Genomic DNA, 12,758 nt, shown 5'->3' with positions numbered 1-12,758 from the left:
TGCACCGCGGAAAAAGGGCGCGCCGGACCAAGCCGGCGCGCATCGTTGCTGGCGGCCCGCAGGCCGCGCGGCCGGTCGCGCGATGGGACTCGCGCGCCTGCCGTCTCCTCCCTGATTGTTGTTCCGGTGGCCGACGCCGCGGCGTCGCGAGACGCGGCGGGCATCGGCGTAGCGCCTGCGCGCGTTATGCGACCTTCTTGCCGTCGAAGAACTGTTCGTCCTCGGTCGACCCGTGCAGCGCGGTCGTCGACGCTTCCCGTTCGACCGTCTGCGTGACCGCGTCGAAGTAGCCCGTACCGACCTCGCGCTGATGCTTGACGGCCGTGAAGCCCTTGTCGGCGGCCGCGAACTCGGCCTGCTGCAGTTCGACGAACGCGCTCATCTGCGTGCGGGCATAGCCGTGCGCGAGGTTGAACATCGAGTAGTTCAGCGCATGGAAGCCGGCCAGCGTGATGAACTGGAACTTGTAGCCCATCGCGCCGAGTTCCTTCTGGAACTTCGCGATCGTCGCGTCGTCGAGGTTCTTCTTCCAGTTGAACGACGGCGAGCAGTTGTACGACAGCAGCTTGCCCGGGAACTGCTTGTGGATCGCTTCAGCAAACTTCTTCGCGTACTCGAGATCCGGCTTGCCCGTTTCGCACCAGATCAGGTCCGCGTACGGCGCATACGCGAGGCCGCGCGAGACCGCCTGCTCGAGGCCCGGCTTCGTGCGGAAGAAGCCTTCCACCGTGCGCTCGCCCGTCAGGAACGGCTTGTCGTTGTCGTCGACGTCGGACGTGATCAGGTCGGCCGCTTCCGCGTCGGTGCGCGCGATCAGCACGGTCGGCGTGCCCATCACGTCGGCCGCGAGACGCGCGGCCGACAGCTTCGCGACGGCTTCGCGCGTCGGCACGAGCACCTTGCCGCCCATGTGGCCGCACTTCTTCACCGACGCGAGCTGGTCCTCGAAGTGAACGCCCGATGCGCCTGCCTCGATCATCGCCTTCATCAGCTCGAACGCGTTGAGCACGCCGCCGAAACCGGCTTCCGCATCGGCGACGATCGGCGCGAAGAAGTCGACGTAGCCTTCGTCGCCCGGGTTCTTGCCTTCCGACCACTGGATCTGGTCGGCGCGCGTCAAGGTGTTGTTGATGCGCTTCACGACGAGCGGCACCGAGTTCGCCGGATACAGCGACTGGTCCGGGTACATTTCGCCCGCGACGTTGGCGTCGCCGGCCACTTGCCAGCCGGACAGGTAGATGGCCTTCAGGCCGGCCTTCACCTGCTGCATGGCCTGGTTGCCGGTCAGCGCGCCGAGTGCGTTGACGAACGGCTCGTTGTTGACGAGGCTCCACAGTTTTTCCGCACCGCGCTTGGCCAGCGTGTGTTCGATGGGGACCGAGCCGCGCAGGCGGACCACGTCCTCAGCCAAGTAGCTGCGCTTGATGCCCTTCCAGCGCGGATCGGTTTCCCATTGCTGTTGCAGTTCCTGTGCCTGTTGCTGACGCGACATGATGAGCTCCTTGATGCGATGTATGCCTGCCGAATCTGACGGTGATGCTGTTCGCGAAGCGGGGAAGCAGTGTGTTCCGTTTCGCGAAGTCTTGTATAAGAGTCTAGGCAAATCGACGGGAGTGAAACAGGGGCCGGTTCGTGACGTGCGTAATTTTTTAATTGTTTTGAATCAATGGCTTGCGTGCGTAGTTTCGAGATAAGAAATGCATTTTCCTATCCTGCAATCGCGTGGGTTGTGCCGTGCAGCATGATTTTTTACGACACAAAAATTTTTTCCGTATTGTGAAATATACGGAAGGGACGAAAAAAAACCGGCGCGGATGCGCCGGTCGGCTGGATGGGCGGGTTGCCGATCCGCTGGGCGGCCGACGGCCGCCCGTGTGTGCTTACGATGCCGAATTGCTGCGGCGCGGGCCGCCGCTGCGCTGGCCGTCGCGACGCGGGCCGCCGTCGCGGCTGCCGCCGGGCTTGCCGCTCCAGCCGCCGCCATTGCCGCCGCCGTAGCTGCGGCCGTTGCCGCTGCCGCCATAACCGCCGCCCGGCTTGCCGCCGAAACGACGACCGCCGTTACCGCCGCCCGGACGGCCGCGGCCGCCGGTGCCGCCGTTACGCGGGGGCGCCTTGCGCGGCTCGAAGCCTTCGATCACGTTGACCGGCAGCGGCGAGCGCACGAAGCGCTCGATGCGCTTGAGCGCGCCTTGCTCGGCGTGATGCACGAGGCTCACCGCGATACCCGAACGGCCTGCGCGGCCGGTACGGCCGATACGGTGCACGTAGTCTTCCGCGAACTTCGGCAGGTCGTAGTTGAACACGTGCGTGATACCCGGGATGTCGATGCCGCGTGCCGCGACGTCGGTGGCCACCAGCACGCGCACGCGGCGCTCGCGCAGCGCACGGATCGTGCGGTTGCGCGCGCCCTGCGGCAGGTCGCCGTGCAGCGCGGCCGATTCGAAGCCTGCGTCGGCGAGACGGCCGGCGAGCTGGTCGGCGTCGATCTTGGTCGCCGTGAAGATGATCGCCTGGTCGAGCGCGTCGTCGCGCAGCAGGTGATCGAGCAGGCGATCCTTGTGATCGCGGTCGTCGACGTAGTGGACGGTCTGCGCGATGTTCGCGCGCGATTCGAGGCGCTGCTGGATCTCGATGCGTTCCGGATCCTTCAGCAGGCGGCTCGTCAGCGAACCGATCTTGCCGTCGAGCGTGGCCGAGAACAGCATCGTCTGGCGCGATTCCGGCGTGGCGGCGACGATCGTTTCGATGTCTTCGATGAAGCCCATGTCGAGCATGCGGTCGGCTTCGTCGAGCACCAGCATCTTCAGTTCCGACAGGTCGATGCGGCCGCGCTCGAGGTGGTCGAGCAGGCGGCCCGGCGTGGCAACCAGGATTTCCGGGTTCTTCGCGAGCAGCATCAGCTGCTGGCCATAGGCGACGCCGCCGAGGATGCTGACCGTGCGCAGGCGCTTCAGGTGCTTGCCGTACGTCGACGCGGCCGTCGTGACCTGCATCGCGAGTTCGCGGGTCGGCGTCAGCACGAGCAGGCCCGGGCGCGCGACGGGTTGCGGGCGGCGCGCGCGGCGATCGCCCTGGTTCGGTTCACGCGGCGCGCGCGGTTGCTGCGCCTGCGTCTTCTGGAGCTGCGCGAAACGTTCGATCGCGGGCAGCATGAATGCGGCCGTCTTGCCCGAACCGGTCGGGCTCGACACCAGCAGGTCGCGGCCGGCGATGCCGGCCGGAATCGCGCGCTGCTGGACCGGCGTCGGCTTCACGTAGCCGGCGGCCTGCAGCGCGGAGACGATCTCCGGCGACAGCCCGAGCGACGCGAAGCTCGGCTCGTCCGACGCCGGTTCGACCGCGGCCGGTGCGGCGGCGTCGTCGAGACCGAGCGCCTGGTCGGCGATCGCGTTGAGCGGGCTGGTGTTGATGCTCGAAGTCATAACAATCCTTGAAACACAGTGGGTGAAACGTCGGCGCCAATCGCGCATACCCAAGTCGTCGGATTCAGCGAGCAAATCGGGAAACGGGTGCAATCCGCCGAACCGTCGGCGGATGAGGCATTAGAAGCTGTTTTGGGTGCGGCGCGCTTCAGGAGCGGGGCCGCCAGCCTAGTTGACGACCGCAAGGGTCGAAGCAGGAGGGGACAGGTTCTAAACCGGATTGGAGCTTAACGCTACGAGGCGTCGGGCCGGAACGGCTTGCGAGCCGAGCGCGGGAGATGACGCAGGCAGCATTATAAAGAAATTTGCTGCGCTGCGCCACTGATTTGATTGCCTATTGCGATGACCGTGATTCGGTCAGGACGCCGTGCCGTTTTTCAGCGATTCGACGAGTTCGACGTACTGTTGCTTCGCCGCGTCCTGCGACGTGCCCTTCAGGGCTTCCCAGGCATCGTACTTGTATTTGCCGACGATGTCGGTGAAGCCGGGCTTGTCGCCGTGCGCATCGCCGTCGGTCGCCTGCTTGAAGAGCGCATACAGGCGCAGCAGGGTCAGGTTGCCCGGCCGTTCGGTCAGTTGCTTGACGTCGATCTGGGCCTGGTCGAATTGCGCGGTGAGGTCGCTCATCGGGTGTCTCCGTAAGGGTTTCAGGTCGGCCGATCTTAACAAGCGGACCGCCGCGCGGGGTCGAGCGATCCTTCCAAACCGCGGGCGACGCCGCACGCGCGACAGATCGGGCCCGATCGCCCGTGGGAGCGGGGCGGCGCATTACAATGTCGCCCATGACGCAAACAGTGCTCCTCGCCATCGATACGTCGACCGAATACTGCTCGGTCGCGTTGCTGCGCTCGGCCCACGCCGATGACGCCGTTTCCCCCCCGCAAACCTGGGTCCGTCACGAGCTGACGGGCGCCGTGTCGAGCACGCGCGTGCTGCCGGCGATCCAGGAACTCTTCGCCGAATCCGGGCTGACGCTCGCCGACTGCGACGCGATCGCGTTCGGCGCGGGCCCGGGCTCGTTCACGGGCCTGCGGACCGCGACGGGCATTGCCCAGGGCCTCGCGTTCGGCGCCGGGCTGCCGGTCGTGCCGATCGGCACGCTGCTTGCGTGCGCCGAACATGCGCGGCTGCGTACGCCCGGTACGACCCGCGTGCTCGCCGCGCTCGACGCGCGGATGGACGAAGCCTACTGGGCGGATTTCGAATGGGACGCCGCCGCCGGCGACTGGCGCACGCGGCATCCGGCGTCGCTCGACGCACCGGGCGCCGTCGGCGTGCCCGACGCGCCGTTCACGCTCGCCGGCAATGCGGCCGCGGCGTTCGGCGCGCAATTGCCGGCCGCCGCGCGGGCGGCCTCGATCGACGGCGATGCGTTGCCGCATGCGCTGGCGGTCGTGCATGCCGCGCTGCGCGCGTTTCGCGCCGGGCGTGCGGTGCCGGCCGACCAGGCCGCGCCCGAGTACGTGCGCGACAAGGTCGCGCAGACGACGGCCGAGCGCGTCGCGGCACGAGCGGCACAGACGGGCGGGGCGAAGGGATGACGGGCGTCCTGCTGAGCGACCGCTATCTGGCGCCGATGACGGACGCCGATCTCGACGAGGTCGTCGCGATCGAGCACGTCGCGTACGAATTTCCGTGGAGCCGCGGCAACTTCGAGGATTCGTTGCGCAACGGCTATCTGGGCGTGTGCCTGCGGCACGTGACGGGGTCGCTCGTCGGCTATTGCGTGCTGATGCCCGTGATCGACGAGATGCATTTGCTGAACCTGTGCGTCGCGCCGGCCGCGCAGCACGCGGGCGCGGGCCTCGCGCTGCTGCGCGAGGCGGTGCGCATTTCGCGCGCGGAGGGGCTCGACGGCGTGCTGCTCGAAGTGCGGCCGACCAATTCGCGCGCGATTCATCTGTACGAGCGCTTCGGCTTCGTGACGATCGGCCGGCGCAAGAATTACTATCCGGCGAAGCATCGCAGCCGGGAGGACGCGATCGTGATGCGTCTGACGCTGAACAAGGACGAGGGGGACACGCATGGCGTGGGCTGAAGCGGCGCTCGAGGAACTGGGTCTCGCGCAAATCTGGGTGCGGCGCGGGCAGCGCGCGGACGAAGGCGCGGCCGCCGACGCGCCGGCCGTCGTACAGGCCGCGACGGCCGACGATGGTCGCGCCGTCGCGGCCGCGCGGCCGGTGCGCGTCGCGCGGGCGCCGGTGCGGGACGATGCGCCCGCGGCCGTCGCGCATGGCGCGGCCGGCGGTGTGCCGGCTCGCGAGTCGCCGGCGGCGCACGGCGTCGTCGATCGCGATCGCCCGCCCGCGCAGGCCGCATCGACCGCATCGGAGGCATCGCCCGATACGATGCCGCCGAAGGGTGACGCGCCGCCGGCAGGTGACGACGATTTCGCGTGGTTCGACGCGGCACCGCCGGGCGAATCCGTGCCCGTGCCGGCCGTCGAATCGCGCCCCGCCGGCATGCCGGTCGCCGCGCTCGACTGGGATGCGCTGGCCGAGCGCGTGGCCGGCTGCACGCTGTGCCGCCTCTGCGAGAAGCGGACCAACACCGTATTCGGCGTCGGCGACCGCGAAGCGGACTGGATGCTGATCGGCGAAGCGCCGGGCGAGAACGAGGACAAGCAGGGCGAGCCGTTCGTCGGCCAGGCCGGCAAGCTGCTCGACAACATGCTGCGGTCGCTGTCGCTCAAGCGCGGCGACAACGTCTATATCGCGAACGTGATCAAGTGCCGGCCGCCCGGCAACCGCAATCCGGAGCCGGACGAGGTCGCGCGCTGCGAGCCGTATCTGCAGCGCCAGGTCGCGCTCGTGAAGCCGAAGCTGATCGTCGCGCTCGGCCGTTTCGCGGCGCAGACGCTGCTGAAGACGGACGCGAGCATCGCGTCGCTGCGCGGCCGCGTGCATGCGTACGAGGGCGTGCCGGTGATCGTCACGTACCACCCGGCCTACCTGTTGCGCAGCCTGCAGGACAAGGCAAAGGCGTGGGCCGACCTGTGCCTCGCGCGCGACACGTTCCGGCGTGCGCAAGGCGCCGACGCGAACGGTCCGGCCGGGCCATGACGACCGGCGCGGCGTACGCGTTCGTCGATACGCTGCATGACGTCGCGGTGCGCGATCTGGGCTGGCTGCTGGCCAGCCCGAGCCTGCTCACCGCGGTACCGGGCGCGCCGCTCGCGCGCCCGTGGCCGGATGCGGCGGGCCAAGCGGCCGTCGAAGCCTGGCTTGCCGCGCTCGATGCGCACCCCGGGCCGCTGCATCGCGCGCTCGACGGGTTCCGGCCCACGCGGCTCGGCCGCTACGCCGAATGCCTGCTCGAATACTTTCTGACGCACGGGCCGGCGCTGCGGCTCGTCGCGGCCAATCTGCCGCTGCGCAGCAATGGCCGCACGCTCGGTGAAGTCGATTTTCTGGTCGATGCGCCGGACGGCCGGCGCCTGCACTGGGAACTCGCGGTGAAGTGCTATCTGTGCGCGCCGGTGCGCGGCGGCGCGGCGCTCGCCGACTTCGTCGGCCCCAATCTCGTCGACCGCTTCGACCGCAAGCGCAGCCGGCTGCTCGACCACCAGTTGCGGCTCGGCCAGCACGACGCTTTTGCCCGGCTCGGCTACGGCGCGCCGTCCGACGCGCAGATGTTCATCAAGGGCTGGCTGTTCCATCCGCACGGCGCGCCGGTGTTGCCAGTATCCGCCGAAATCGCGCCGGATCACCCGCGCGGTTTCTGGCTCACGCACGCGCAGTGGCCGGCGTGGGCGGCCGCGCAGCGTGACGGCGCCGCATGGAGCGTGTTGCCGCGACTGGCGTGGCTGGCGCAGCGGCGTGCCGTCGCCGGCGCCGGTTTCGAGCCCGAGCCGCTGGCGAGCGCACCGGAGTTGCCGGCCGTGCTGGCGGCGCGCGGAGCGCCCGACCTGATCGCGATCCACGAAAGGACCGGCGACGGCACGTGGCGCGAGACGGCGCGCGGTTTCGTCGTGCCCGACGACTGGCCGGCGCGCGCGCAGGCGTTCGCCGCACAGGATCGCTGACGCCGCGCGAGCGGCCGCTCACCACCAGCGATGAAAGTGGTGGACCGGGCCGACGCCGTGGCCGACGTCGAGGTGGGCGCTCGCGGCGATTGCGCCGGTCAGGTAGGTCTTGGCCTCGCGTACCGCGCTTTCGAGGTCGGGCTGCTGCGGCAGCAGCGCCGCGATCGCCGACGACAGCGTGCAGCCGGTGCCGTGCGTGTTGCTGACCGGCACGCGCGTGCCGTCGAGCCGCACGGTGCGCGTCGTTTCGACGAGCCAGTCGGGGCTCGCGGACGCGTCGGGCAGGTGGCCGCCCTTCATCAGCACGGCGCGTGCGCCCGTCTGCAGCAAGGCCCGGCCTTGCCGGACCATGTCGTCTTCGGTGGTGGCGGGTGCGTCGTTGAGCAGCGCGGCCGCTTCGGGCAGGTTCGGCGTGACGACCGTCGCGAGCGGCAGCAGCGTGTCGCGCAGCGCGTCGACGGCATCGGGCGCGAGCAGCGCGTGCGCGCTCTTCGAGATCATCACCGTGTCGAGCACGACGAAGCGCGGCGCGTAACGGCGCAGCGCGTCGGCCACCGCCTGCACGATCGCCGCGTTCGCGAGCATCCCGATCTTGACCGCATCGATGCGGATGTCGCCGAACACCGCGTCGAGCTGCGCGGTCACGAAGGCGGCGTCCGGCGCATGCACGCCCGTCACGCCGCGCGTGTTCTGCGCGGTCAGCGCGGTGATCACGCTCGCGCCATACGCGCCGAGCGCGGAAAACGTCTTCAGGTCGGCCTGGATGCCCGCGCCGCCGCCCGAATCGGAGCCGGCGATCGTCAGGATGTTGGGTATCGGGTGCGTCATGAGGGCAATGCGCCGGTTCGAGGCCCGGCGCCGGCGGACGGAAACGGACAGTGTAGCGTCAGTGCCGCGATTCGCCGATCAGCGCGACCGAGTCGAACTGACGCTGGTTCGCCTGATGGCGGCGCATCACGAGCCACATCGTCAGGCAGACGAACGTGCCGAACAGCACGATCACGACGCCGACCGGCACGTCGAGCCACACGAGCACCGCATACAGGCACAGCATCACGAGCACCGACAGGTTCTCGTTGAAGTTCTGCACCGCGATCGAATGGCCGGCCGACAGCAACACGTGGCCGCGATGCTGCAGCAGCGCGTTCATCGGCACGACGAAGTAGCCGGACAGCGCGCCGACGCCGATCAGGAAGATGTAGGCGACGATCAGGTAGAACGGCAGGCGCAGGTGGCCGACATGCACGGCCCAGTGCGACGGGAACAGGTCGCGCGTGTAGAACGCCATCAGCATCACCGCGATGCCCATGATGATGCCGACGGGCAGCACGGTCAGCGACTTCTTCAGCGGGATCCGGGCGGCGGCGGCGATCGCGCCGGCCGCGACGCCGACCGCGACCACGGCCTGCAGGATCGCGCCTTCGGACAGCGACATGTTGAGCGATACCTCGGCCCACTTCAGCACGATGAACTGCAGCGTCGCGCCCGCGCCCCAGAACAGCGTCGTGACCGCGAGCGAGATCTGGCCGAGCTTGTCGCGCCAGAGCACCATGAAGCAGTCGGCGAAATCGGTGAGCAGCTTGACCGGGCCGCGCTCCTGCTTCGGATAGCGGGCGCCCGTGTCGGGAATGCGCAGGTTGAACAGTGCGGCGACCACGTAGATCGCCATGATGATCGCCATCGCCGCTTCGGCGGGCGTGCCGATCCAGGCGGGCGTGTGCGCGATCACGTGGGACGCGATGTGCGGGCTGATCAGCGCGCCGCCGAGCACGGTGCCGAGGATGATCGAGCTGACGGTCGTGCCTTCGATCCAGCCGTTCGCGGCGACCAGCCGGTCGGCCGGCAGCAGCTCGGTGAGAATGCCGTACTTGGCCGGCGAGTAGGCTGCCGCGCCGAAGCCGACGATCCCGTACGCGATCAGCGGGTGGGCGCCGAACAGCATGATCAGGCAGCCGATCACCTTGATCGAGTTCGTGATGAACATCACGCGGCCCTTCGGACGCGAATCCGCGAACGCACCGACATACGCCGCCAACACCACATACGACAACACGAAGAACAGCTTCAGCAGCGGTGTCATCCAGTTGGGGGCGTGGAGATCTTTCAGCAGGGCGATGGCGGCGATGAGGAGCGCATTGTCGGCCAGCGACGAAAAAAACTGCGCGGCCATGATGGTGTAAAAACCTTTTTTCATCTGATGCGATGCTTTCGTCGCTGCGGCAGGGCCGCGTAGGCCGCCTGGTATGCGATCGGCTTATTCCGTTCGAAATGGGTTGTGCGCACGGCTTTATAACATGAAAATACGCGAATTCGGACTAGCAAGATTCCCCGATCGTTCCGCAAATTGTCGGCTTCGGTGCTCAAAAGGCGCGGTAAGCTGATGATTCGCAAGCGTCTTTACGTAAATTTCCCATGCCGCGCCCGATCTCCGCCACCATCCACACCGCCGCTCTCGCGAACAATCTCTCCGTCGTCCGCCGCTTTGCCGGCCCGTCCAAGGTCTGGGCGGTCGTCAAGGCCAACGCGTACGGCCACGGTCTCGCCCGCGTGTTTCCGGGCCTGCGCGGCACCGACGGTTTCGGCCTGCTCGACCTCGACGAGGCCGTGAAGCTGCGCGAGCTCGGCTGGGCCGGCCCGATCCTGTTGCTCGAAGGCTTCTTCCGCTCGACCGACATCGACGTGATCGACCGCTACAGCCTGACCACGACGGTCCACAACGACGAGCAGATGCGGATGCTGGAAACGGCGCGGCTGTCGAAGCCCGTCAACGTGCAGCTCAAGATGAACAGCGGGATGAACCGGCTCGGTTACGTGCCGGAGAAATACCGCGCCGCTTGGGAGCGTGCCCGCGCGTGCCCCGGCATCGGCCAGATCACGTTGATGACCCATTTTTCGGACGCGGACAACGAGCGCGGCGTCGCCGAGCAGCTCGCGACGTTCGAGCGCGGCGCGGAAAACATTGCCGGCGCGCGCAGTCTCGCGAATTCGGCGGCCGTGCTGTGGCATCCGGATACGCACTTCGACTGGGTGCGGCCGGGGATCGTGCTGTATGGGGCGTCGCCGTCCGGGCTGTCGTCCGACGTCGCGGACACGGGGCTGAAGCCGGCGATGACGCTCGCGTCGGAGCTGATCGCGGTGCAGACGATCGGAAAGGGGCAGGCGATCGGCTACGGCTCGACGTTCTCCGCGCAGGCGCCGATGCGCATCGGCGTCGTCGCGTGCGGCTACGCGGACGGCTATCCGCGCGTGGCGCCCGAAGGCACGCCGGTCATCGTCGACGGCATCCGCACGCGGATCGTCGGCCGCGTGTCGATGGACATGATCACCGTCGACCTGACGCCGTGCCCGCAGGCCGGCGTCGGCGCGCGCGTCGAGCTGTGGGGCAATGCGCTGCCGATCGACGACGTCGCGCGCCATTGCGGGACGATCGGCTACGAGCTGATGTGCGCGGTCGCTGCCCGCGTGCCGGTGCGAGCGGAATAAGGGCGTCGCGCGTGGCCAAACAGAAAACCGTATACGTCTGCAGCGAGTGCGGCGGACAGACCCCGAAATGGCAGGGCCAGTGCCCGTCGTGCCAGGCGTGGAACACCCTCGTCGAATCGGTTGCCGAGTCGCCGGCCGCCCATCGTTTCCAGTCGCTCGCGAAGCGCGCGCCGGTGCAGCGCCTCGTCGACATCGAGGCCGCCGACGTACCGCGCTTCTCGACCGGCATCGGCGAATTCGATCGCGTGCTGGGCGGCGGGCTGGTGCCGGGCGGCGTCGTGCTGATCGGCGGCGATCCGGGCATCGGCAAGTCGACGTTGCTGCTGCAGTCGCTCGCGGATGTCGCGAGCGAGCGGCGCGCGCTCTATATCAGCGGCGAGGAATCGGCCGCGCAGATCGCGTTGCGCGCGCAACGGCTCGCGCTGCTCGACGGCGGCGCGCCGGCGGCCGAACTGAAGCTGCTCGCCGAGATCCAGCTCGAGAAGATCCAGGCCGCGATCGATGCGGAGCGGCCGGACGTGGCCGTGATCGACTCGATCCAGACCGTCTATTCCGAGGCGCTCACGTCGGCGCCCGGTTCGGTCGCGCAGGTGCGCGAATGCGCGGCGCAGCTCACGCGCATCGCGAAACAGTCGGGCACCGCGATCATCATGGTCGGGCACGTGACGAAGGAGGGCAACCTTGCCGGCCCACGCGTGCTCGAGCACATCGTCGACACGGTACTGTACTTCGAGGGCGACACGCATTCGTCGTTCCGGCTCGTGCGTGCGTTCAAGAACCGTTTTGGCGCGGTCAACGAGCTCGGCGTGTTCGCGATGACCGAGCGCGGGCTGCGCGGCGTAGCCAACCCGTCCGCGCTGTTCCTGTCGCAGCACGAGCAGGTCGTGCCCGGCTCGTGCGTGCTCGTCACGCAGGAAGGCACGCGCCCGTTGCTCGTCGAGATCCAGGCGCTCGTCGATACGGCGCACGTGCCGAACCCGCGCCGGCTCGCGGTCGGCCTCGAGCAGAACCGGCTCGCGATGCTGCTCGCGGTGCTGCACCGGCACGCGGGCATCGCGGCCTTCGATCAGGACGTGTTCCTCAACGCGGTGGGCGGCGTGAAGATCACCGAGCCGGCCGCCGACCTCGCGGTGCTGCTCGCGATTCACTCGTCGATGCGCAACAAGGCGCTGCCGAAAGGGCTGATCGTGTTCGGCGAGGTGGGTCTGGCGGGCGAGATCCGGCCGTCCCCGCGCGGGCAGGAGCGGCTGCGCGAAGCGGCGAAGCTCGGCTTCACGTCCGCGCTGATTCCGAAGGCGAATGCGCCGAAGCAGCCGATCGAAGGGCTGAACGTGATGGCCGTCGAGCGGCTCGAGCAGGCGATCGACCGCGTGCGCGATCTTGAATGAGCGGCCCGGCCCGTGCATGGGCCGTATCGAGCCGGGCGATCTGTCGCGTAATTCGCTGTAAACAATATGTAGGCTGATGTAACCCGCCGGACATCGCTTTTCCCTATCCTTGGCCGGATTGTCGAACCGCGCAATGCGAAGGGAACCTATGTTGAAATCGTATGGGGAAGCGCCTGGCGGACGCCTTTACAACCTGCGCGGCTGCCGCGTGTCGGAGCCGATCCGCCAGCCGTGGGGCGGCGGATGCCGGATCGTCGAATGGATCGACGAAGAAGGGCGGCTGGCGCGCAAGGTCGTGTCCGAGGACGTGACGGAAGCGGAAGTCGCCGCGGCGATCCGCCGGCCGATCAAAGGGCGCCGGCACCTGATGAGCGACGACGAGCAGATGCCGCGCGACACGCTGCCGCGCCGCTGAGCGGATGGTGCGGCGGGCATAAG

General features: G+C 68.3%; 12 protein-coding genes. 7 read left to right on the top strand and 5 right to left on the bottom strand.

Translation table 11 applies throughout. The annotated features are described in order from the left end of the window. Positions 1-184: 184 nt before the first annotated feature. From aceA to CFB52_RS10470, 3 genes are all read right to left on the bottom strand, one after another. Positions 185-1,492, bottom strand: a complete 1,308-nt coding sequence (aceA, locus tag CFB52_RS10480) for an isocitrate lyase (RefSeq protein WP_059645325.1) — start codon at positions 1,490-1,492, stop codon at positions 185-187. A gap of 388 nt (positions 1,493-1,880) precedes the next feature. Beyond that, positions 1,881-3,425, bottom strand: coding sequence for a DEAD/DEAH box helicase (locus CFB52_RS10475; protein WP_099316537.1), 1,545 nt, complete (start codon positions 3,423-3,425; stop codon positions 1,881-1,883). A gap of 357 nt (positions 3,426-3,782) precedes the next feature. Continuing rightward, on the bottom strand, positions 3,783-4,052 hold the full coding sequence (locus CFB52_RS10470; RefSeq protein WP_011885170.1) for an acyl-CoA-binding protein: 270 nt from the start codon (positions 4,050-4,052) through the stop codon (positions 3,783-3,785). 146 nt (positions 4,053-4,198) lie between these two features. On the opposite strand from CFB52_RS10470, the gene tsaB reads away from it, so the two are divergent. Genes tsaB through CFB52_RS10450 form a run of 4 tightly spaced genes read left to right on the top strand, consistent with a single transcriptional unit; the run spans position 4,199 to position 7,449 of the window. Further along, the gene (gene tsaB / locus CFB52_RS10465) at positions 4,199-4,966 is read left to right on the top strand and encodes a tRNA (adenosine(37)-N6)-threonylcarbamoyltransferase complex dimerization subunit type 1 TsaB (protein WP_099316536.1); all 768 of its coding nucleotides are present in this window, start codon (positions 4,199-4,201) and stop codon (positions 4,964-4,966) included. Further along, positions 4,963-5,463: a ribosomal protein S18-alanine N-acetyltransferase gene (rimI, locus tag CFB52_RS10460; protein ID WP_059573676.1), complete on the top strand. Its 501-nt coding sequence runs from the start codon at positions 4,963-4,965 to the stop codon at positions 5,461-5,463. Before tsaB ends, rimI begins: the two co-directional genes overlap by 4 nt. Continuing rightward, complete coding sequence (locus tag CFB52_RS10455; protein WP_099316535.1) at positions 5,450-6,487, top strand: uracil-DNA glycosylase; 1,038 nt, start codon at positions 5,450-5,452, stop codon at positions 6,485-6,487. The genes rimI and CFB52_RS10455 overlap by 14 nt, the downstream gene beginning before the upstream one ends. Then, a complete protein-coding gene (locus CFB52_RS10450) occupies positions 6,484-7,449 on the top strand; it encodes a DUF1853 family protein (RefSeq protein WP_099316534.1) in 966 nt (321 codons plus the stop codon). The genes CFB52_RS10455 and CFB52_RS10450 overlap by 4 nt, the downstream gene beginning before the upstream one ends. Positions 7,450-7,467: 18 nt before the next feature. On the opposite strand, the gene thiD is transcribed toward CFB52_RS10450, so the two are convergent. Continuing rightward, complete coding sequence (gene thiD / locus CFB52_RS10445; RefSeq protein WP_059573679.1) at positions 7,468-8,277, bottom strand: bifunctional hydroxymethylpyrimidine kinase/phosphomethylpyrimidine kinase; 810 nt, start codon at positions 8,275-8,277, stop codon at positions 7,468-7,470. A 58-nt stretch (positions 8,278-8,335) separates the two neighbouring features. Continuing rightward, entirely contained in the window at positions 8,336-9,643 is a 1,308-nt protein-coding gene (gene lplT, locus CFB52_RS10440) for a lysophospholipid transporter LplT (RefSeq protein WP_059573680.1), read from the bottom strand. A gap of 218 nt (positions 9,644-9,861) precedes the next feature. On the opposite strand from lplT, the gene alr reads away from it, so the two are divergent. The 3 genes from alr (at position 9,862) to CFB52_RS10425 (ending at position 12,735) form a co-directional block, all read left to right on the top strand. Beyond that, positions 9,862-10,932, top strand: coding sequence for an alanine racemase (gene alr / locus CFB52_RS10435; protein WP_089464921.1), 1,071 nt, complete (start codon positions 9,862-9,864; stop codon positions 10,930-10,932). A gap of 11 nt (positions 10,933-10,943) precedes the next feature. Continuing rightward, entirely contained in the window at positions 10,944-12,320 is a 1,377-nt protein-coding gene (gene radA / locus CFB52_RS10430) for a DNA repair protein RadA (RefSeq protein ID WP_099316533.1), read from the top strand. Positions 12,321-12,468: 148 nt separating this feature from the next. After that, positions 12,469-12,735, top strand: a complete 267-nt coding sequence (locus tag CFB52_RS10425; protein ID WP_060966280.1) for a DUF2866 domain-containing protein — start codon at positions 12,469-12,471, stop codon at positions 12,733-12,735. Positions 12,736-12,758 lie beyond the last annotated feature (23 nt).

This window comes from Burkholderia sp. AU18528 (assembly GCF_002223215.2).
GTDB lineage: Bacteria > Pseudomonadota > Gammaproteobacteria > Burkholderiales > Burkholderiaceae > Burkholderia > Burkholderia semiarida.
The sequence above is the reverse complement of the archived record's forward strand: the minus strand, read 5'-3'. Positions and strand labels throughout refer to the sequence as shown.

Bases quoted from the DNA above. Each gene is read 5' to 3' on its own strand.
- tsaB (WP_099316536.1), top strand. From the start codon at position 4,199: ATGTCGCCCATGACGCAAACAGTGCTCCTCGCCATCGATACGTCGACC.
- alr (WP_089464921.1), top strand. From the start codon at position 9,862: ATGCCGCGCCCGATCTCCGCCACCATCCACACCGCCGCTCTCGCGAAC.
- lplT (WP_059573680.1), bottom strand. From the start codon at position 9,643: ATGAAAAAAGGTTTTTACACCATCATGGCCGCGCAGTTTTTTTCGTCG.
- CFB52_RS10450 (WP_099316534.1), top strand. From the start codon at position 6,484: ATGACGACCGGCGCGGCGTACGCGTTCGTCGATACGCTGCATGACGTC.
- rimI (WP_059573676.1), top strand. From the start codon at position 4,963: ATGACGGGCGTCCTGCTGAGCGACCGCTATCTGGCGCCGATGACGGAC.
- CFB52_RS10425 (WP_060966280.1), top strand. From the start codon at position 12,469: ATGTTGAAATCGTATGGGGAAGCGCCTGGCGGACGCCTTTACAACCTG.
- CFB52_RS10470 (WP_011885170.1), bottom strand. From the start codon at position 4,052: ATGAGCGACCTCACCGCGCAATTCGACCAGGCCCAGATCGACGTCAAG.
- aceA (WP_059645325.1), bottom strand. From the start codon at position 1,492: ATGTCGCGTCAGCAACAGGCACAGGAACTGCAACAGCAATGGGAAACC.
- CFB52_RS10475 (WP_099316537.1), bottom strand. From the start codon at position 3,425: ATGACTTCGAGCATCAACACCAGCCCGCTCAACGCGATCGCCGACCAG.
- CFB52_RS10455 (WP_099316535.1), top strand. From the start codon at position 5,450: ATGGCGTGGGCTGAAGCGGCGCTCGAGGAACTGGGTCTCGCGCAAATC.
- thiD (WP_059573679.1), bottom strand. From the start codon at position 8,277: ATGACGCACCCGATACCCAACATCCTGACGATCGCCGGCTCCGATTCG.